The organism is Reichenbachiella sp. (genome assembly GCF_039944555.1).
Classification (GTDB): Bacteria; Bacteroidota; Bacteroidia; order Cytophagales; family Cyclobacteriaceae; genus Reichenbachiella.
The window spans coordinates 320769-339953 of sequence record NZ_JBDUYN010000008.1 but is presented as its reverse complement, the minus strand read 5'-3'; the positions used below and the strand labels follow the sequence as shown (position 1 = coordinate 339953).

The 19185-nt window shown below is 41.7% G+C and carries 21 protein-coding genes; 15 read left to right on the top strand and 6 right to left on the bottom strand.

The features are described from left to right. Nucleotides 1-89: 89 nt before the first annotated feature. Complete coding sequence (locus tag ABJD64_RS15135; RefSeq protein ID WP_348182983.1) at nt 90-2885, bottom strand: response regulator; 2796 nt, start codon at nt 2883-2885, stop codon at nt 90-92. A gap of 278 nt (nt 2886-3163) precedes the next feature. Between ABJD64_RS15135 and ABJD64_RS15130 the strand changes: the two genes are divergently transcribed. The 9 genes from ABJD64_RS15130 (at nt 3164) to ABJD64_RS15090 (ending at nt 8711) form a co-directional block, all read left to right on the top strand. Then, nucleotides 3164-3973 (top strand): formylglycine-generating enzyme family protein, encoded by an 810-nt coding sequence (locus ABJD64_RS15130; protein WP_348182981.1) that lies wholly within the window; start codon nt 3164-3166, stop codon nt 3971-3973. A 102-nt stretch (nt 3974-4075) separates the two neighbouring features. Beyond that, nucleotides 4076-4207 (top strand): hypothetical protein, encoded by a 132-nt coding sequence (locus ABJD64_RS15125; RefSeq protein ID WP_348182979.1) that lies wholly within the window; start codon nt 4076-4078, stop codon nt 4205-4207. Nucleotides 4208-4339: 132 nt separating this feature from the next. Next, entirely contained in the window at nt 4340-4633 is a 294-nt protein-coding gene (locus ABJD64_RS15120; protein ID WP_348182977.1) for a type II toxin-antitoxin system HigB family toxin, read from the top strand. 2 nt (nt 4634-4635) lie between these two features. Beyond that, nucleotides 4636-4998 carry a helix-turn-helix domain-containing protein gene (locus tag ABJD64_RS15115; RefSeq protein WP_348182976.1) on the top strand — a complete coding sequence of 121 codons (363 nt, stop codon included), beginning with the start codon at nt 4636-4638 and terminating at the stop codon, nt 4996-4998. A 775-nt stretch (nt 4999-5773) separates the two neighbouring features. Then, nucleotides 5774-6262, top strand: a complete 489-nt coding sequence (locus tag ABJD64_RS15110) for a DUF4440 domain-containing protein (protein WP_348182974.1) — start codon at nt 5774-5776, stop codon at nt 6260-6262. Nucleotides 6263-6317: 55 nt separating this feature from the next. Next, on the top strand, nt 6318-7160 hold the full coding sequence (locus ABJD64_RS15105) for an AraC family transcriptional regulator (protein WP_348182972.1): 843 nt from the start codon (nt 6318-6320) through the stop codon (nt 7158-7160). 141 nt (nt 7161-7301) lie between these two features. After that, nucleotides 7302-7691: a nuclear transport factor 2 family protein gene (locus ABJD64_RS15100; RefSeq protein ID WP_348182970.1), complete on the top strand. Its 390-nt coding sequence runs from the start codon at nt 7302-7304 to the stop codon at nt 7689-7691. Between the two features lie 25 nt (nt 7692-7716). Continuing rightward, nucleotides 7717-8178: a nuclear transport factor 2 family protein gene (locus ABJD64_RS15095; RefSeq protein ID WP_348182968.1), complete on the top strand. Its 462-nt coding sequence runs from the start codon at nt 7717-7719 to the stop codon at nt 8176-8178. A gap of 77 nt (nt 8179-8255) precedes the next feature. Then, the gene (locus ABJD64_RS15090) at nt 8256-8711 is read left to right on the top strand and encodes a YHS domain-containing (seleno)protein (protein ID WP_348182966.1); all 456 of its coding nucleotides are present in this window, start codon (nt 8256-8258) and stop codon (nt 8709-8711) included. Between the two features lie 152 nt (nt 8712-8863). On the opposite strand, the gene arfB is transcribed toward ABJD64_RS15090, so the two are convergent. Together arfB and ABJD64_RS15080 are read right to left on the bottom strand one after the other, a co-directional pair. Continuing rightward, nucleotides 8864-9304, bottom strand: coding sequence for an alternative ribosome rescue aminoacyl-tRNA hydrolase ArfB (gene arfB / locus ABJD64_RS15085; protein ID WP_348182964.1), 441 nt, complete (start codon nt 9302-9304; stop codon nt 8864-8866). A 178-nt stretch (nt 9305-9482) separates the two neighbouring features. Continuing rightward, nucleotides 9483-10043, bottom strand: coding sequence for a class I SAM-dependent methyltransferase (locus ABJD64_RS15080; protein WP_348182963.1), 561 nt, complete (start codon nt 10041-10043; stop codon nt 9483-9485). Between the two features lie 75 nt (nt 10044-10118). Between ABJD64_RS15080 and ABJD64_RS15075 the strand changes: the two genes are divergently transcribed. From ABJD64_RS15075 to ABJD64_RS15065, 3 genes are all read left to right on the top strand, one after another. Further along, nucleotides 10119-10487, top strand: coding sequence for a DUF2200 domain-containing protein (locus tag ABJD64_RS15075; RefSeq protein WP_348182961.1), 369 nt, complete (start codon nt 10119-10121; stop codon nt 10485-10487). Nucleotides 10488-10717: 230 nt separating this feature from the next. Further along, nucleotides 10718-12037, top strand: a complete 1320-nt coding sequence (locus ABJD64_RS15070) for a hypothetical protein (RefSeq protein WP_348182959.1) — start codon at nt 10718-10720, stop codon at nt 12035-12037. A gap of 220 nt (nt 12038-12257) precedes the next feature. After that, entirely contained in the window at nt 12258-13925 is a 1668-nt protein-coding gene (locus ABJD64_RS15065; RefSeq protein ID WP_348182957.1) for a hypothetical protein, read from the top strand. Between the two features lie 55 nt (nt 13926-13980). On the opposite strand, the gene ABJD64_RS15060 is transcribed toward ABJD64_RS15065, so the two are convergent. From ABJD64_RS15060 to ABJD64_RS15050, 3 genes are all read right to left on the bottom strand, one after another. Continuing rightward, nucleotides 13981-14343 carry a nuclear transport factor 2 family protein gene (locus tag ABJD64_RS15060; RefSeq protein ID WP_348182955.1) on the bottom strand — a complete coding sequence of 121 codons (363 nt, stop codon included), beginning with the start codon at nt 14341-14343 and terminating at the stop codon, nt 13981-13983. A gap of 28 nt (nt 14344-14371) precedes the next feature. Further along, nucleotides 14372-14869, bottom strand: coding sequence for a DUF4199 domain-containing protein (locus tag ABJD64_RS15055; RefSeq protein ID WP_348182953.1), 498 nt, complete (start codon nt 14867-14869; stop codon nt 14372-14374). A gap of 108 nt (nt 14870-14977) precedes the next feature. Beyond that, nucleotides 14978-15376 (bottom strand): response regulator transcription factor, encoded by a 399-nt coding sequence (locus tag ABJD64_RS15050; protein ID WP_348182951.1) that lies wholly within the window; start codon nt 15374-15376, stop codon nt 14978-14980. Nucleotides 15377-15480: 104 nt separating this feature from the next. On the opposite strand from ABJD64_RS15050, the gene ABJD64_RS15045 reads away from it, so the two are divergent. The 3 genes from ABJD64_RS15045 to ABJD64_RS15035 all read left to right on the top strand — a co-directional run bounded on the left by ABJD64_RS15045 (nt 15481) and on the right by ABJD64_RS15035 (nt 19165). Next, nucleotides 15481-15822 carry a hypothetical protein gene (locus tag ABJD64_RS15045; protein WP_348182949.1) on the top strand — a complete coding sequence of 114 codons (342 nt, stop codon included), beginning with the start codon at nt 15481-15483 and terminating at the stop codon, nt 15820-15822. 17 nt (nt 15823-15839) lie between these two features. Further along, nucleotides 15840-16685 (top strand): chromate resistance protein ChrB domain-containing protein, encoded by an 846-nt coding sequence (locus tag ABJD64_RS15040; RefSeq protein ID WP_348182947.1) that lies wholly within the window; start codon nt 15840-15842, stop codon nt 16683-16685. Nucleotides 16686-16759: 74 nt separating this feature from the next. After that, complete coding sequence (locus ABJD64_RS15035; protein WP_348182945.1) at nt 16760-19165, top strand: FtsX-like permease family protein; 2406 nt, start codon at nt 16760-16762, stop codon at nt 19163-19165. Nucleotides 19166-19185: the final 20 nt, after the last annotated feature.

Here is a 19185-nt window from a genome sequence, read left to right as displayed (position 1 = left end):
AGATATTAGATCTCCAAGTTCCTATGCATAGGAAAAAAAGGCTTTAATCAGTGTAACAGTTTCTTGAACTGACGTAACGTGAAGAAATATCAGGCTACAATCCCAGCATACTCGCTCGGTGCTACGCCATATACTTCTTTGAAAGCTCGCGTAAAATAGGAGGGACTTGAAAAACCAACGGCATACGCTACCTGAGTCGCGGTCTCTCCGGCAAGAAGGAGTCTGGTGGCCTGGTTGAGTCTATGATTTCGGACAAATGTACTGGCGGATTGGCCGGTCAACGCAGTTAGTTTACGATGCAACTGCATGCGACTCATGGCCACTTCTGAGCTTAGCTGCTCCACACTAAATGCTGAATCACTGAGGTGATCACCGATCACTTCCATGAGTTTCTTTAGGAATTGCTCTTCTCGGTTGCTCACCTCTATGTTCGCAACATCTAAACGCAACAGTCCTACATATTTTTCTTTTAATTTACTTCTTTGGCTCAACAGATTGCTCACCCGAGCGGCGAGTTCTTTAGGATCAAACGGTTTCAAAAGATAATCGTCGGCACCTCGCTCTAGTCCTTTAAGTTTGCTTTCCCGGTCTGCCAAGGCAGTAAGCAAAATGATTGGAATGTGATCCGTTTCATGAGCTTCTTTAAGTTCATTGCACACCTCAATACCATCTTTTTTGGGCATCATTACATCACTAATGATTAAGTCAGGGACGAGCTCCTTTGCTTTCTCAACGCCTTCCATTCCATTACTACTCATATGAACTGTGTAGTTTTCTCTGAGCAACTCCTTGAGGTATCTACTCAAGTCTTCATTGTCTTCGATGACTAATACAACGGGTCCGCGATTTTCATCTGACAAGGTTACCACATCATCTTTTTCCCTGTCAATCTTCACATTCTTAATCCTCTCCGCGATCTGCTGGTTTTCAACTGGGTCTACTTTTTTCAAAGGTATTTGAACACCAAATGTCGTCCCCTTCTCGTCGGATCGCAGGAGCGTAATATCCCCGTTGTGAATGTTCACCAGCTGTTTGGTAAGAGCCAAGCCAATACCGGTTCCCATGTGACCTGTGTTGGAGGACTGAAAGAACCGATCAAAGACCTTTTCCTGGTCTTCTGCCAGGATTCCGATACCTGTGTCACTCACGGTAATCTTCAGCGTATGGCTTTCAACCTCTACTTTAAACATAATCTCACCTTTTTCAGGAGTGAATTTGAACGCATTGGACAACAGGTTGTAGCATACTTTTTGAACCACGTCGGGATCGAGTTCCATCCAGCATTCACCCTCAGGAATCTGACTTTTAAAATGGATTCCGCTATGCTCAGCCAATGAGGTGAACGAGGCACTTAGCACCCGAAAAAACCCGAATGCCTCTGTCGGAACCAGATTCATGGCCAATTGACCATGCTCCAATTTCGATAGGTCAAGCAGCTGGTTGATCAGGTGATACAGATCCTCTGCATTCCTGTGCATTCGGTCAAATACCGCTTTTTCCTTAGGATCTGTTGTGCTCCTTATTTTGTCTTTCAGCGGAGCGATAATGAGACTTAGTGGTGTGCGAAATTCATGTGAGATGTTGGCTAGAAATTCTGACTTGAGCTGATCAAGTTCCTTGAGTTTTGCATTCGACTTCTGCTTTCCGCGATATTGGTTGTAAATCAAACCTATCAAAAGAAGGGCGATCATTACGAAAGCGAGCAGGTAATTGCGCTCTCGCATTCTACTCTGAATTTGCAGCTGCTGAACCTTATTTTCGGATTCGAGGACTGCAATTTCTTTCGCTTTTTGTTCATTTTGGTATTTGGCTTCCAGGTCATTTGTTGTGGCTACAATTTGCTCATTGTACAAACTGTCAGATAGTTTGTTATGAAGTTTGGCATTTGTGTAGGCCTTATTTACATCTCCAATTTTTTCGTAGCTGTCCGCCAATATTGCGTAAAGCTCGACTTGCAGCTCCAGGTCGTTTGATACCACTGGGCTTGTCAACACTTCCCTGGAAAGCCCGATACTCAAATGGTAATTGCCCGTATTGAAATGATTTTCGGCGAGGCCGAACAGGACAATGTTTTTCAACCCTGAATCATTTACCTCGGATGCTACTGTGAGTGCTTCCTGATAGAAGTTTTCTGCCTTTTCGTAGTTTTTAAGGGTAGCGTGAAGTTTAGCCAGGTTCTCTAAACCTCTGCCAAGTCCTAATTTATCACCTGTCTCACGTTTTATCGCTATGGACTCTTCAAGGTAAGAGATGGATTTTTCATACTCCTCAGTGATCCGAAACATGGTGCTCAAATTCATCAGGCATGCGGATATTCCAGGCTTAAAATCCAGCGTTGTGACCAGATCAAGGGCTTGTTCATAGTATTCGATGGCTTTTTGAGGTTGCTTTTGAGACCTGTAGAGACTTCCGAGATAGTTAAGCACACGTGCTTCTGTATTTTTATTGTCTGTCTCCTTTAGCAATGGAAGGGCTTCCAGGTAGATTCTAATAGCGGTCTCGATATTGGATCTTCGTTGTTGTATTCTGGCTTGCTCAATCTTTACAAGAGCAAGGCCTGTTCCATCCTGTAATCGATCAAAGATGATCTGGGCTTCTTTCAATACTGTTTCAGCCTGATCCAGTGAATCCATCATAATTAGGACCGTGCCCTGACGAAATTTAGCATAGGCCAACGCATCTTCTAGCTCAGCCTGGGTTGCTATCGTTTCTGCTTGTGTCGCGTAAGATAGCGCCAACGCAGCATCCACACGATGGTATTTGTAGCAAAGTTTGATGTATGCCTCTACACGAGTACGCTCATTTGTGGTGGTTTCTGCCAGGTGTTTCAGACTGTCGATTTCTGATTGGGCTTCGACGATGGAGCTCAGATGTAGCAGGACCAATATGGTTATAAGGGTTTTAATAGCATTAAGTTAGAGAATTTGGCAGCTTATTGGTTTATCAGATCTAGGTTTTCTGTGCAGATCAGTCCTTTTAGGCGTTTGAATGGCTGGGAATGGGGTAGAGGTTTCTACATTTTTAAAACAAAGCAGTAGTTTGATGAAACGAGGTTCTGTAAAACGACAAAATAAAACCTGGCTAGATTTGACTTGATTATTAGCAATAAATAACACTTCTGTTTGTTTACTAAGGTGTTGCTGCATATAAAAATCATCGGCATATGTTAATCAAAAATCTAACCTTTTTGACTTTATCAACTTTAATAATTGTTTCTTTAGGCTGCGATGATCAAAAAAGAAGTTCGGATGCTAAAGTGGTAACATTGCCAGGTCAAAATGAGCTAAAAATAGCAGAAAGGGATAAATCTGGTTTTGTAATGATTGATGTGAAAGGGGGTGATTTCATAATGGGAGGAAATGACAATGTAGATGATGGGGGTTCGCCTGAATTACGTATTGCAGACGAATGCCCACATGAGGTCACGATTAAAGATTTTTCTATTGGTAAATATGAAGTAATGGGGGCTGATTGGGTGGCAATTATGGGCACAAATCCTAGCAAACATAATGACTGTGAAGATTGTCCTGTAGAGCAGGTCTCATGGGACGATATCCAAGAATTTATCAGGAAATTGAATTTGAAGTATGACGAAAGTTATAGACTACCAACAGAGGAAGAATGGGAATTTGCAGCTAAGGGTGGTACAAAAAGCAAGAATCATGTGTATGCAGGAAGCAATAATGCAGCAGAAGTGGCATGGTTCGAGAGGAATTCAGAGAATGTTTCTCATCCTGTTGGATTGCTGAGATCGAATGAATTGGGAATTTTTGACATGAGCGGCAATATTTGGGAATGGTGCAGCAACGCAAAAAAGCCTTATCCATGTGACGAAATTGGAAAAACATTTGAGTCTAAAGTTTTGCGAGGTGGGTCTTTTGGCCATCGGATCCAAAGCGTTAGAATCATAGATAGAAACGGAAGAGGTTCTTCTTTGCGACTACCAACACTTGGGTTTAGATTGGCAAAGTAAACCAATAGCAGTACCTTAAAACGAACTTGATAAAAAATTGGTAACAATAATGACTCTCCTACACAGAGTTGGAAGATTTAGTTTCAAATTGATATAAAGGAAATGAAAGAGAACAACGAGGAAGATGATTACAGGAATAGTACAACATGGGGACTCATCTTCATTGGAATGTTTTTCTTGTTAATTCTTGTGGCAATTTGGGCGGTGATGACAGGTAATTATAACACGCCATAACCTGCAACTTTCCAAACTTTTAGTCTCACAAAACGAACCTTGAAATGATTCTTAGTTAGTCCTTAAAAAAGTAGAAAACAAACTTCAGATAAATTGTAATTTAGTTACATAAAATGTAACTTTGGTGCATTAATGAGAGTAGTAAGCCGTAAGAAACTAGTTGACTACTACAGTAAGCATTCAACTAGTAAAGTAGCATTAGAAGATTGGTATAAAAAGGTTAACAAGGCAAAATGGATTAATCTCAACCAGCTTAAGAATGATTTCCTGAGTGCTGACTACGTGGGGAACAATAGAGTTGTTTTTAACATTAAGGGAAATGATTATAGATTGATAGCTATTATTATTTACGTCTCTCAGAAGGTATATGTTAGATGGATTGGTACTCACGCTGAGTACGACAAGATAAATGCAAAGGAACTTTAAAAATGGCGACAATTAATACAATAAGCGAGTATCAAGAAGCTCTAAAGAAAATTGATCAACTTATCGTAAAAGTAGGTTACAATCTTTCTTATGATAATCCTGAGTTTGTTATGCTGGATCGTCTTTCTGATCTAGTCGCAGACTATGAGGATGAAAATATCAAAATAGAAATACCTACCCTTATTGATGTTGTGAAGTTAAGAATGTATGAAATGGGATTAAAGCAAACTGATCTTGCAAATACTCTTCAGGTTCCAAAGGCAAGAGTAAGTGAGTATCTAAGAGGGAAAAGAGATATCACTTTAGAAGTTGCTAGAAAACTTCATCATGAACTTAAAATTGATGGAGACATTATACTACAATAGTCCCACTAAACGAAACCAAAGAGAAATAACTGATAGAAGAAAGGCAAATTGAGTTCTTCAACCGTCTTTATGCGAATGTTGAAAGAATTTGGGAGCAAGGCTTCCAAATAACTATCGGAGGACTAATTTGTAATAGGGGTAGGCTGAGAAATTTCTTGCTTGGCTTGCCAAGTACTGATTACTCCGGGAAATTTCTTTTTTGCTCTTCCATCTGTATGGGAAACCAGAAAATTTCTTTTTTAGTCTTCCAGACACCTGGGAAGCCAGGAAATTTCTTTTTTGAGCTCCCAAGTGCTGATTCTTACGAGAAATTTCTTTTTTTGGCGTCCCAAGCGCTGTTTACTTAAAAAAATTTATTTTTTGGCTTCCCAAACCTGGATTGCTCCGAAAAATTTATTTTCTGGTACGCCAAGCACTGAGTAGGCCAAAATCTTCATTTTTCTCCTATTTCAGGTCGCTGCGGCGGCTGAGCGCCTCTTCACCGTGTATTTGCAGTACATCATCGATGAGCACGATGCTCTGCCCTTCGACTTCTAAGATAAAGCCGTCGATTTTTGGTTCCTCATCGAATTCTTTAACACCGCAGAAAAGGAGCTGAAGGGCTGAGAGGCAGGCACATCATCACTCGATATGAACGGATCGTCCATATCAATGACCCTTTACTCCATTCTGCCCACCTGTCTGGCAAATAGTTTTGTAATTACAATCGGCATATGCCTGGTTGTTATAAAACTTTTGACTATGATTCAAATAACTGCATCAAATAATTGAAATCATGAAAAATATATTTTACTTAATGATCGTAAGCTTTTTTATCAATGCTTGTAATGATCAAAAGATCGTAGAACAACAGACGGTAAATCAGGAGGAAGAAAGCAAAAAACTAATGAAAGTAAGTCGCCAGTGGGCAAATTCTGCATCGCCAGGGGAATTCTTAAGTTATTGGAATAATGAATCCCTTTTCATGGAGCCAGGAAAATCTATTGTTAAAGGACAAGCAAATATTGCAAAAGTGCTGGAAGTAATTACGGCAATCCCCGGATTTGGTATTACATGGGAGCCGCAAGAAGCGTTTGTCTCGGCCAGTGGAGACCTTGGTTACGTCATTAGCAAAATTCTAGTCACCTACAACGACGAAAACAACGAGCAAATAAAGCTATTCGAAAAAGGGGTGGAAATTTGGAAAAGGCAAGCTGATGGTAGCTGGAAAAATGTAGTAGATATCTGGAATGTTGACCCTTCGCTAACTTCCATTCATAAGTAACAATTAGGGGCACGTACATAACTGTATTGGGCTCTGAAACGCACGGAACAAAATAATGATTTTAGATCGACAAACTTTTGAATACCAAAACGAAGTACTCATCGAGAAAGTGACGATCAAAACTCCTTTAAAGTATGAGGGTACTTTTCAAAACAGAGGATGTTTTATCTACTTTAAAGACAGAGCTCCGAGACTACTTTCTTCTGAGAATAATGTTCAAATGAAAAACCAGGAAGCGGTACTCCTAAAATGCGGTACCCATTTTCTGGATTTGCTTAAGCAAAAGGATGATGAAACGGTTGAAGTCATTATCGTTCATCTGTTTCCCGAGATACTAAAAAAACTTTATGTAGGAGAATTGCCAGCACTGATTGAGAAGCGCAACTACACTCAACAGAGTCAGGTTGTAAGATCTAGCGATATTATAGCAAAGTTTATTGAGTCCCTGGAATTTTACTTTAAAAACCCTTTGTTGGTTAATAATGACCTTATCGAACTAAAAATCAAGGAGTTGATTCTCTTACTGGTGCAGACCAAAAATGTAGGTTCAATCCTGGACTTAGTCACGGATTTATATTCCACCAGGTCCATCCATTTAAAGAACATGATCGAATTGCACTTATTTTCAAATCTAAGTGTAGAGGAACTTGCGAAGTTGAGCAACCTCAGTTTGTCCTCATTCAAAAGAGAGTTCAAAGCAGAGTTCAATGATACGCCCAACAACTACATAAACTTGAAAAAAGTAGAAAAGGCTAAGGAGCTCCTTCGCATGACTCAAATGCAAATAAGTGAAATCGCCTATGAGGTAGGATTCAATGACTCTTTATACTTTACCAGGCTATTCAAAAAGAAAACAGGTACTTCTCCAACTGCCTTCCGCGCCGATCAGGCAAGTTGAACGGATAATCCATATCTACGGTCCTTTACTCCATTCCATCATTCCTTTGGGAAGATAGCTTTGTACTCAGAATAGAATTAGCACAGTATGCTATGTAATCTATTCTGACAATAGTTATCAATAAAAAAAACAGTAATGAAAATGGAAACAAAAGAAAATGAAGTTCAAAGCTTCAACGAGTATCAGGAAGTAGTCAAGGCCCTTCAACCCTATATTGAAAGTGCCCGAACAGGTAATGGTGACTTAAGCCGGCCTGCGTTCTATGATCATGCTCATATCGTAGGTTCTATAGGAGGTGAATTTGAAAATAATACTGCAGATGAATTTGCAGAAGCGATTACCTCTTTAGGTGAGTCACCAAATGTTCAGCACCACATTGCCTGGATTGATATCTCAGGTCCAGCTGCTGCGGCAAAAGTAGAATTTCAGGATTGGAAGGGATTCCGATTCACAGACTTCTTTGTCTTGTACAAGAATGGTAAGGAGTGGAGAATTAGTGGAAAAGTGTACGATTCGCATAGCCAGAATTAAATACCAAATCTCAAAAATCAAAATCATGAAAATTATTCAAACTGCATTAATTATGATGCTAACGGTTAGCGGAATCGCACAGCCCATCAAAGTTGAAACAGAGACTAAGGAGGATGAAATTCGAAGCTTCAACGAGTATGTGGAAGTGGAAAAAGCCTTGAGTCCCTATATAGAAAGTGCAAAAACTGGAGATGGAATACTGAGTCGATCGGCGTTTTACGATCACGCTTATATTGTTGGATCAGTGGGCGGAGAATTTTCAGCAGTTAGTGCCGATGAGTTTGCCAAGGTGATTAGTTCAACCGGACCGTCAAAAAACATTAAGCATCATATTGCTTGGATTGACATCTCAGGTCCAGCAGCAGCAGCGAAAGTAGAATTTATCGACTGGGCGGGGCTTAGGTTTACAGACTTCTTCGTGCTTTACAAAAAAAATGGACAATGGAAGATCAGCGGGAAGACGTACGATTCACACTCAGCTAATTAGTCAATAAGGTAGAAAAAAGACAGGAATCCAGAAGCCATAGCTTTTAGATGGATTAACAATTTAAAAAAGAACGAAATATGAAAAAGAACAGAGTTTTATTAGCCCTGATATTAAGCACTATAGTATTTAGTATCAATGCCCAGATTCCACCGGTGGATGATGATGGGTTAGCTATTGGAGGTTATGATGTAGTAGCTTATTTTTCAAACAACGCAGTTAAAGGCGATGAGGGTATTACAGCGAAATATAAGAATGCAACGTACCAATTTTCCTCAAAGGCAAATCGAGATCTCTTTCAAAAGAGCCCAACCAAATACTTACCGCAGTTTGACGGATACTGCGCTTGGGGAATCGCGACTAAAGAGGCTAAATATCCTATCAACCCTGAAACATTTGATATTGTTGATGGCAAACTATACTTGTTTTTTAATGGCCCATTCAATGGTGGTAATTTCAATTCTATGGAGCCTTGGAATGCGGAGACGACTATACTAATAGCTGCAGCCCATAAAAAGTGGTCTGGTGTTAAATAAAAACAGAAAGCGATTAGGAGGGCGTCAGACAATTTGTAGGGCGTCCTTTTGTGCCTATTCTCACATTGCATCTTTGCTAAAAATCAAAACACTGAAAACCCCAAAGGACTATTTGTTGGCCTGATTGTCTCCTCCTTTGCCCTCACAGACAATCATGGCTTTTGTCTCCATTTTTTCTTCTCTCCATGTTGTTTTTTGGCCTTGATGCGCTTGTTTATGGACGATTTGGATGGCTTGGTCTTTTTCCTGGTTTTTGGAATGAAAAAGGCTTTGGCCAACAGGCGATCCAGTTTTTTGAAGGCGATCTCCTTGTTTTTAAGTTGCGATTTTTGACTCTCGGCTGCGATGATCAAGGCACCGTCTTTGGTGAGCTGACTCCCCAGTTTTTCACGAATAATCTCTTTTTCATCATCAGTAAGGCACGTGGACTCCAGTACATTAAATCGTAGCATGACTTTCGTCTCTACCTTATTCACATGCTGACCGCCCGGGCCACCACTACGAGCAGTAGTTAGCTTGATTTCTGATTTTATACGCGAGATGGCAATACGATGGCTCATAGACTTATTTATTCCGAAGATAAAGGATTTCATTTTTTCCGCTGGGTCGCAAGCTTCATGCGACTGAAATATTAATTCGAATTTGATGTGCTAGAAAAGAAATAGGAGAGTCTAATTAAACAAAGAGTTTAGGAGGCGTAGTAAGCCAATATTTACTCAAGCGTTCTCACCAGCAATTCCCGAATGTCCGTACCTAAACAACTTCTAACCTCTACTTAACAGTAAGACAATAGGTCGCTTGGGTACAGAAAAAAGTAATGGGATGATACTGTGCATCTTCCAACACAAGATTCTCCCCATGGAAAAGTGCTTTCCATTCAAGGTCGTTTAGATTGTTATGCGGGTGATTCAAAAACTCAAAATTGACCAGTGAATCGAAAAAATAGATCAGGTACTTCTGAAAAGTATTGTAGTAGATGTCTTCTATGATGATGATCTTATTCGAAACTCTTCTGGCCTCCCTGATGGTAGCCCTGAAGTCCTTCACATGATGCAAGACCGTCAATAGTAGTACCACATCATATGCCTTCTCTTTGAATGGTAAATTTCTCCCATCATAGATAAGCGGAGAGATGGTTGTTATGGAAGATAGGTTTTGCACGTCAACTGGCGTTACCTCAAAACCTTTATCTATGAGCAAGGAACTCAAAAAGCAAGGGCCGCTGCCTAGGTCCAGAATTTTATGCTGTGGATGCAAATATTTAATGATCCAGGACAACTTCCTCAGGGCATCCTGCTTCCACAGTCGCATAGATAGTTTTTTGAGTTTCATGGTAGGAAATACATCTGGTATTCAAACTAACAAGATATCGATCAACACTTAACAATTTTATAACTAAACTTGGCTATGGATAATTCAAAAAAGACAAAACATCGGGTGTATGCCATGAGCTTTGCCGGTGTTTATCCGCATTACATTACAAAGGCAGAGAAAAAGGGGCGTACTAAGGCGGAAGTTGACGAAATCATTCGTTGGCTGACAGGTTATGGTCAGAAAGAACTGCAAGCGGTATTAGATAACAAAATTGACTTTGAGGCCTTCTTCGAAGAAGCACCAGCGCTAAACCCCTCCAGAACTTTGATCAAAGGGGTGGTTTGTGGTATCCGGGTGGAAGATATTGAGGAGCCACTGATGAAGGAAATTCGCTATTTGGATAAGTTGATCGATGAGTTGGCGAGAGGCAAGTCGATGGAGAAAATCTTGAGAAAGGAATAAGTTTTCAGATATAAGGCACGGCAGCTTCCCAAATCCTGATTATATCTATCCAAATGCCCAGGTTCGTGTCTCCATGAGCCAGGACTCTGTGTAGTGCTAAAAACTTACACTAACTCACATCCACCCCTCACTTACCAAAAGTCCCTCTTCCCTAAATGCACATTTACATTGGTCGTAGAAGTGTCGTATTTGGCTATATCAATAACGATGTAAACCAAACACTCATTCCTATGAAGACTAAAGTAAAAATGTTGATCGCAGGGCTGGCGGGATGCCTACTCTTGGCGCTGACTCCGGGTTTTAAACCTTCCGGAAAGAACCCACTGGATCACAATCACGTGAAAATATGCGGAACCAAAGGATGTACCTTCAAAACCATTTTTGGCGAAGAATCATCAGAAGGGCACAGCCATTTCAAAAATGTCGAAAAAGTCGAACATGCCGTAGGTACAGGATTGACTTACCTGGCATCCGTCCAACAAAAAAATGGAGGGTGGGGAGCTGGCAGTCACAGCTATCAGCACATCCGAGATGCCAATGCAGTAAGTACCGATCCCGCTACCACAGCTATGGTTGGTATGGCCATGCTTCGGACCAAGAGTACCCTGATACAAGGAGAATATTCAGCAGCATTGGCCAAAGCCACAGAATACCTGCTCAATGCGGTAGAAACTACCCCCAAAGACAGACTGAAAATCACTGATCTGCAGGGCACCCAAATCCAGGTGAAACTGGGGGACAACATAGATGCCGTATTGGCTGCGCAGTTTTTCAATAACCTTTTGGAACTGGAAGATCTGCCAGCCAAAACCCAGGATCGAATCAGATCAGCGTTGGCCGATTGTGTATCCAGAATTCAGACCAACCAAAACCAGGATGGCAGTCTGAAAGGTGACGGCTGGGCCGGTGTGCTCCAATCATCTTATGCCAACCAGGCGGTAGAGGCGGCCGAAGCTAATGGTATTGATGTAGATGAAGATGCTCTGGTTCGGTCCAGGGAATTTCAAAAAGGCAACTACGATGTCAGTTCTGGCAAAGTGAACACAGAAAAAGGCGCAGGAGTGATGCTCTATGCCGTATCCGGTTCACTTCGGGCAAGTGCCAAGGAGGCCAAAAAGGCTAAAGATATGATCGAAGAAGCCAAACGAAGAGGAGAAATTGCGGATGATGCAGAGATTTCTGAGGAGTTGCTCGAAGAAATTGGTTTAAGCAAAGAAGAGTCTTCGAGGTTGAATACGAGCTTCAATGTTTTCAAATCTGCCAAAGACAAAGCACAGGAAGATGAAGTACTTGATGGGTTTGGAAACAATGGTGGAGAAGAATTTCTCAGTTTTTTGCAAACCGGGGAATCCATGGTCATAGCAGGTGGAGATGAATGGGCCAAATGGTTTGATGATACTGCCGGGCGCATCGTGCATATCCAAAATACGGATGGTAGCTGGAGTGGTCATCACTGTATTACCAGCCCGGTATTTTGTACGGCCACGTGCTTGTTGATCCTTTCGATAGACCAGGACATAGAAAGACTTCAGAAAATGGGAGATTCCTGATATCTCCACAGATTAGTTGGTGAACGGACAGGTTGAATAGGGTTCCGACAGTTGGTGTGGTCATTGGCCACACCTTTTTTTGGCTACGTCCTAAGCCAAAGAAAGACCTTTACCGGAAGGTTTTTCTAATAAAGTGTCACACTTTTCTCAAATCTCCTACTTCATTGTTATCGGGCCTTAAAGGCCCATAATTATTAGTTAAACATTAAACCAAACTACAATGAATTCATTGAAAACAATGCTTTTATCAGGCGTTTTGGCGACGCTATTCGTTTTCTCCTGTCAGGAAAATTTCGAAATGCCAAAGGATCCCGCCATAGACGATCAGCGCAGTGGTGCCCATCAAGGTGGTGAATTACCAGACGATGAAGGAGGCGGGAAGCCTAAAAAAATCACTCCTCCCGATGATGGTGATGGCGGCGGTCCGGGAACAACGCTTAATTATACCGCTCCAAGAAATTCTGATGTACCGACAAAGATCATTACGAAGGCACGTTCCTCAAACCTTATCATCACCTACGAACCCAGCATGCCTACTGCCTGGGTAAATGCGCTGAAAGAGGCAGTAAGGCGATGGAATACAATACGAGACATTTCGGTGTTCTTCAATGACCCCAGCCCATCTTCTAACCCTGCACCCTACACCACACATTTTTTCTCAGCCGATGTCATTGAAAATGGTGATACTCCGATACCGAGTACAGCTGTAGCAGCGACAAGTCGAACCTATTATATGGGTGAAGTTGGTACTGAAGTGATGCCTGCTAACGAATTAGTAGTCGTGTCAGCCGAATTATACAACACCTCTTATTCTGCTGAACGTAAAGCACAAATCATGGCCCATGAACTGGTTCACGTTTTAGGGTTTTCACATAATAATTCATCTGTTAGATGGACTGACGCGAATGATAACCCGCATGGAAGGGCAGGAAATCTATTTAAAAAATACTTTCTGGAGGGTAATTCCGGAACGAGTGACCCTGCATGGAACGATTGGTTTGGTTTCGCCGACCAGGCACTGCTCAAGGACACAGACACTTTTGGAGAAACAGGAAATGAAGAAATACGAATCAACCATGTAGTTTCAAGTCCAACTAGTGTTCATGTTTCGCTGGATGCGATAAAGTTGGGAGTAGAACATGACCACAACTATCAATGGGCCTACAAAGCCTTAAATGGCAATTGGATAAATGCTGGCAGCAACTCAGCACATTTTGAAGGTTATATTACCCAGGTTCAAAATTTCCAAATCAGGGTAACTATTACCGGTGCCGAACCAGACACACACGAGATAGAGATACCCGTAGCCAGTGTCCCATCCACCCCATGGTCTTTGAATTCGAGTGTGAATGGCAACTCCGTCTACCTGACCTGGTATCCTATAATAAATGCGTCTTCCTATGTGGTACAATTGGATGGGGTAACAAAGCCTGCAGTCACCTATCCGAATGCTTCTTATTCAAATCTGAGCTCGGGTACACACAGTTGGCGTGTAAAAGGAGTCAATCAACATGGCTCAGGCAGTTATTCGCCATCATTCACTTTTTATGTTGATCCTCCGGCATCCACCAAGCCTCCTACTCCATCAAATTTTCGTTTGACCGCCGTTTCTGCACATCAGGTTACACTCTTTTGGGATAAAGTCACCAGTGCAAATTATCAGATCCAAATTGAGACTACCCCGGACCCCTTTCCGGGAAATCAGCTTTATAACTCAATAAAGACGATTAGTAATAGCAACACGACATCCTACCCAACAGCCCTGACTCATTATAGTAATGGCGTAAGAACGGGGAGATGGCGGATTAGATCAACTAATGCCAACGGCACATCAGCCTGGTCTGCCTGGCTAACAACCACAGGAAATACAGAACTGGATGGGGGTTGATTTCCTACTTATTGAGTGAAGCCATTTTATTGGCTTCACTCATTTTTTTTAGGGTCTACTCTGGATTTGAAAGCTGCCTCTCCTCTCGTATTTCACCAATGTGATAATACGCTACAATCTCTTCGATCAGATTATTTTTTATATAATACCATTCACTCACGTCCAGTGCAAAACCTTCTCCTTGTTTTGCGGTATAACGCACACATGCCTGGCGTGCCTTATAAATCCCATCATGTATTTCGAATGTATAGCCCAGGAATTTGTCCTTGTTTTGCTGCACCAAATTGAGGTAGGCATGCTTTCCATCGATGGTGCCAAACGGACTAGTATGTTTGAAATTATCAGCAATGGGTAAGTGAAGGAAGTCTCCTTCATCCCATTTCTCAAACCAGGTTTTGACTAAATGTTCTGCTTCCATGAATTAATGTTTTTAACATTTACAAAGGTCATTTGCTTACCGAAGCGCGCTTCAAAATCATGGCGCTGATCAGACTGATGATCAGGCCAATCAAAAATACACTCAGAAACAAGATGAAACCCTGAAACCATGCGGTAAAAACAAAGTCAGGTGTTTGTGCGATTTGTATTTCCAATTCTTCCAGTTCAGCAGTCGAAAGCCCTCGCTTGTTCCACTCGTCGAAACTATCACCAGCGAAAACAAAGAAGAGCATACTGTACAAAAAAGTAATTAAGGACGCGATCAGTGTGATGCCTAGCCCAACGCTCATGCTTTTATTAAAAGACACAAGACCTCCGTTGATTTGATCTCTGAAATATCTGATGCCCACTGGGACACACAAGAGCCCAACGGCGATAGAAAGATAGCCCAGCGTCTGGGAAAGTGTAGGTCCATAAATTTGAGCTACAGTAAACCAGTTGAACAGGCCTAGGCCAATGTTGACCACACCTGCGATAAGCCCATATCTCAGTACATAATTTTTCATATTTGTTGCCATTTGATGTCCAACAATGATAGGTGAACCGGCCTGCAAAAAACTCAGTCTAAAGTAGGATTTTGAGATTTCAGCCACAATTCCTACTAAAGTACCAGTTTAAATAATATCCAGGTCACGGCCGATTTTGACTGCTTCTGTTCTTCTTTTAGCGCGAAGTTTGGATAAAATATTAGATACATGGGTTTTGACTGTACTTTCCGAAATGTATAGTTGTTCTGCGATATCCAGGTTGGACAGACCGTCGTTCATCAGAAGTAATATTTTATATTCTTGTTTGGTCAGGCTTGATTTCTTTAACCCACGGAATTTTGGATTTTCGGGTTTACCGAGCATGAATCGACTGATCAGCACACCAATAAGAATAAAGAGGACACCAGAGCAAATAATAAACAGATCTGATGAATCCTCCAGACCCCAAAGTGATAACTTATTCAGTTCGAACAGAATAAAGATAGCTGCCGCTAAACTCCCAAAAATTAGAATGGTTTGTTTCATTGTATCGAAGGTCTGTTCTAAAATAAATATTTATTGACTTATCTGACTACATTCACTTTAGCATCTTAAATTGTATTTCATATTTTATTAAATAAAACCGAGCCATGACAAATCTCGATGGAAAACAAATGAATGTCGTGAAAACCGCCGGTAACGGTGTGGTCAATCAGGATACTATTTTCACCTTCACACAGAAAGCTGAAGTGGTATCTGCTCGATATGAGGGAGGTCAGGTGATCAGAGGCTATTTGGCAGGCAGACTCATTCAAAATCAGCTACATTTCAAATATGCTCAGGAGCACATGGATGGAAATATTGCGGGTGGCGAGTCAGCTTGTGATGTTAAAAACCTACCCGACGGGAGATTGCAGCTTATTGAAAATTTCAGTTGGGATCAAGGTACCGGTCAAAATGTATTTCAGGAAATAGATCCATCAGATTGTTAAGAACGTAAGAGCTATTTATGAAATGGATCACCCGCGAAAAACCCAAAATTGACCGACTGGCATGCCCCTGGCTGATCAGCAGATTTATCGATGATGAGCCAGAATTTCTTTTTGTGCCTGTAGATGAAGTGATACCAAAAGCAGAAGAAACCGGAGCCATACCCTACGATGTGGCTTACGTAGAATTCACCCACTATTCAGACCAATGCACCTTTGACTACTTTGTGAAAAAGTATGAAATTGAAGACCCGGCTGTACATGAGATAGCCAAAATAGTGAGAGCTGCTGACACTGATCGATACGACCTGGCCAGTCAGGCTGCCGGCCTCTGGGCCATTACTGCTGGATTGTCACACAACTATAGCAATGATCATGAACTACTGGACATTGGCATGGTCATCTATGACGCACTCTATTCCTGGGCCAAATACCATAAGGATGAAAAGCATGCACAAAACCCCACCGAGGGTATGCTTTTAGCGGTTTATCGCAAATTTCTTTCTGAAAAAAGCACAAAGAAAATTCCGCCATGGGTAGAAGAGCTCAAAGAGATGATCCAAGATAAAATCGATACGGATCTCACATTAAGTTTAAAGGAAGTTTCATCGAGTCTGGAGGTGCACCCGGCTTATCTTTCTCGTGAATTTTCTAAGTATTTTGATGATCTTAATTTCGGTGAGTATTTACGAAAACTAAGAATCGAGCGGGCAGTCAAGCTCCTGGAAGAGACCAATTATTCATTGACAGAAATTGCCTACCTAACCGGCTTTTCAGATCAGAGCCACTTCACCAGAATATTTAAGAAGCAGATGGGCACACCTCCCAGCGACTTTAGAAAATCCATGCTTAAGTCCAAAAAGTAAAATCTGTTCTAATCGGTAAAAAGGATTCTATTTCTTGCGGCCTGCATGGAATATTCTTGCTAAAAGCGATAGTTATGATTAAGCTGATAGCAAGACTTGTAGTTAGAAATTTGATTAAGCAGAGGCTCTATACCCTGCTAAATATTGCAGGACTTACATTAGGACTGCTTGTGTTTTTCACTATTCTTATCTATGTCCGTCATCAATACAGTTTCGACCAATTCAATGAACAATCGGATCGAATTTATCGATTGACCTCTGCGACAAAGGAGCGCATAGCCGCGATTGTACCCTACACCTGGGGCCACCAGATGAGAAACGAAATAGCTGAAATTGCGAACGTCGCTTCTTTTCAAAATATTACCATTGCTCTGACGGTAAAGCAAGGAGATGACGTATTTGCCCAACATGGTTTTCTGGGTGTTGATTCCACTTTTCTGGACCTGTTCGATTTTCCCACTGTTAGCGGTAATAAAGAAGGCTTTTTAAAAAGCCCAAATAAGATGCTTATCACACCTCAAACAGCAGAGAAATATTTTGGGAGTGACAATCCCATTGGAAAAACCCTGCAGGTCAATCTGTGGGGCACGTTTGTCACCTATGAGATAGAAGGTGTGGTCGACTGTCCTTCAAATTCACACATTCAATTCCAATTTCTGATTCCCATTCAATGGGTAAGAAGACATTTTTTTGCTCCAACCGCATTTGCCTCATGGACCTCTCATTTTTGCCATACCTACTTTGTGATGAGCAAAGATTTTGATCCGGTCAAACTGCGGGTAGACATGAAGAATTTCCTAGAACGCCACGGAGGCGAATCTTTGAGAGATAAATACACACCTGATGTACAAGCATTGGAAGACATATACTTGAAGTCAGACCTCCGGTTTGATTTTCAACCTCGTGGAAACCATCAGCATGTATTGATCCTTCTCGCGGTAGCCTTTGGTATCATGGCCATGGCAGTAATCAACTTTGTCAACATCAGCTCGGCTAAATCATTGAAGGCTGTCAAAGAAACCAGCCTCAGAAAAATTCTGGGATCAAGTAAACGCCAGATTTTTTTGCAGTTTGTGATGGAGTCCATCCTGCTCACGCTCATATCTACCTTTCTGGCCATTGTCGGATTAGTTCTCATCCTTCCCGATTTCAATTTGATTGCAGGTACAGAATTTTTCTGGCTAGAGTTATTGACTGTTTCTAACCTCTTACTGGCTTTGGGTATGGCCATTTTAATAGGCGTCTTCAGTGCGATCTATCCGGCTCTGATTCTATCGTCATTCAAGCCCGTATCCATATTAAGTTCCAGATCGGGTGATCAGCTAAAAAGCGGATGGTCAAGAAAGATTTTGGTTATTATTCAATTCACTTTAGCCGTGCTACTACTGATTGCTACCGGTGTAATTTACCATCAGGTCAGTTTTATGACCACAAAAAACCTGGGTTTCGACAAGGATCAGATACTTGTATTGAATGGGGCTCGAGTAGTAGCGGCTGATGCCGGTAAAATGGAATTGTTTAGAAGCGCTGTCACGAAATACGAGGGAATCCAATCTGTAACTGCCAACTCTTCATTTCCTGGAGATATTGAAAGCCACTGGTCTGCAAGATATCTTCCCGAAGGATGGCCTGCGGACGAAAACATGGCGCTCTGGACTATTTACACAGACCATGAATTTGTGAAAACATTCGATTTGGAACTGATGAAGGGACGAGATTTTAATCGTGACATTGGCTCTGACACTTTAGGTCTATTAGTCAATGAGGCGGCTATCCGTCATCTATCGGGCATGGACCCAACGTGGTTGGAAGCCCCTTTGGGTAAACGTCTGGTGCATAGTGGAGGAACAAAAAGTAAAGTTATTGGCGTCCTCCGGGATTTCCATTTTGAAACACTCAAGGAGCAATTGAATCCGTTGGTCATTCAAATCGGCCTGCAAAATGCTTTTTCTATTCAGGTAAAAGTTCGGGCGGAAAATATTAGCGACCAGGTGGCGGCCATTGGGGCGATTTGGAAAGAACTGTTTCCGGAGATACCCTTTGACTATACTTTCCTGGATCAGCGATTGGCTCAGCATTTCGATGCGGATAAGAAGCTAGGTCAACTGCTTCAAATCGTTACAGCCCTCTCAATCATCATTGCAGCGCTTGGACTTTTCGGGTTAGCGACCTTTATGGTTTATCAAAAATCAAAGGAAATGAGTATCCGCAAAGTCATCGGCGCTTCCGAAAAACAATTGATCGGACTTTTAGCCTGGGACTTTTTAAAACTCATTCTAATTGCCAATTTGATTGCTATTCCTGTTGGGTATATGGTCATGGATCAGTGGCTGGATGGATTTGCATTCAGAACCCATATGCCTCTACTGGTATTTCTTCTGGCAGTTGGTTTCAGCTTATTCATAGCCTCAGTCTCCGTAGGGCAGCAAGCGTTTAAAACTGCCACACAAAACCCCGTCGATGTGCTTGCTGAACAGTGATCACAAGGAGAGCTGATCAG

Coding starts and splice junctions, on each gene's coding strand:
- ABJD64_RS15125 (WP_348182979.1), top strand. CDS start 4,076: ATGAAAGAGAACAACGAGGAAGATGATTACAGGAATAGTACAACATGG.
- ABJD64_RS15060 (WP_348182955.1), bottom strand. CDS start 14,343: ATGGAAGCAGAACATTTAGTCAAAACCTGGTTTGAGAAATGGGATGAA.
- ABJD64_RS15050 (WP_348182951.1), bottom strand. CDS start 15,376: ATGAAACAAACCATTCTAATTTTTGGGAGTTTAGCGGCAGCTATCTTT.
- ABJD64_RS15120 (WP_348182977.1), top strand. CDS start 4,340: ATGAGAGTAGTAAGCCGTAAGAAACTAGTTGACTACTACAGTAAGCAT.
- ABJD64_RS15115 (WP_348182976.1), top strand. CDS start 4,636: ATGGCGACAATTAATACAATAAGCGAGTATCAAGAAGCTCTAAAGAAA.
- ABJD64_RS15130 (WP_348182981.1), top strand. CDS start 3,164: ATGTTAATCAAAAATCTAACCTTTTTGACTTTATCAACTTTAATAATT.
- arfB (WP_348182964.1), bottom strand. CDS start 9,304: ATGAAATCCTTTATCTTCGGAATAAATAAGTCTATGAGCCATCGTATT.
- ABJD64_RS15070 (WP_348182959.1), top strand. CDS start 10,718: ATGAAGACTAAAGTAAAAATGTTGATCGCAGGGCTGGCGGGATGCCTA.
- ABJD64_RS15105 (WP_348182972.1), top strand. CDS start 6,318: ATGATTTTAGATCGACAAACTTTTGAATACCAAAACGAAGTACTCATC.
- ABJD64_RS15110 (WP_348182974.1), top strand. CDS start 5,774: ATGAAAAATATATTTTACTTAATGATCGTAAGCTTTTTTATCAATGCT.
- ABJD64_RS15055 (WP_348182953.1), bottom strand. CDS start 14,869: ATGAAAAATTATGTACTGAGATATGGGCTTATCGCAGGTGTGGTCAAC.
- ABJD64_RS15035 (WP_348182945.1), top strand. CDS start 16,760: ATGATTAAGCTGATAGCAAGACTTGTAGTTAGAAATTTGATTAAGCAG.
- ABJD64_RS15075 (WP_348182961.1), top strand. CDS start 10,119: ATGGATAATTCAAAAAAGACAAAACATCGGGTGTATGCCATGAGCTTT.
- ABJD64_RS15100 (WP_348182970.1), top strand. CDS start 7,302: ATGGAAACAAAAGAAAATGAAGTTCAAAGCTTCAACGAGTATCAGGAA.
- ABJD64_RS15065 (WP_348182957.1), top strand. CDS start 12,258: ATGAATTCATTGAAAACAATGCTTTTATCAGGCGTTTTGGCGACGCTA.
- ABJD64_RS15090 (WP_348182966.1), top strand. CDS start 8,256: ATGAAAAAGAACAGAGTTTTATTAGCCCTGATATTAAGCACTATAGTA.
- ABJD64_RS15095 (WP_348182968.1), top strand. CDS start 7,717: ATGAAAATTATTCAAACTGCATTAATTATGATGCTAACGGTTAGCGGA.
- ABJD64_RS15045 (WP_348182949.1), top strand. CDS start 15,481: ATGACAAATCTCGATGGAAAACAAATGAATGTCGTGAAAACCGCCGGT.
- ABJD64_RS15080 (WP_348182963.1), bottom strand. CDS start 10,043: ATGAAACTCAAAAAACTATCTATGCGACTGTGGAAGCAGGATGCCCTG.
- ABJD64_RS15040 (WP_348182947.1), top strand. CDS start 15,840: ATGAAATGGATCACCCGCGAAAAACCCAAAATTGACCGACTGGCATGC.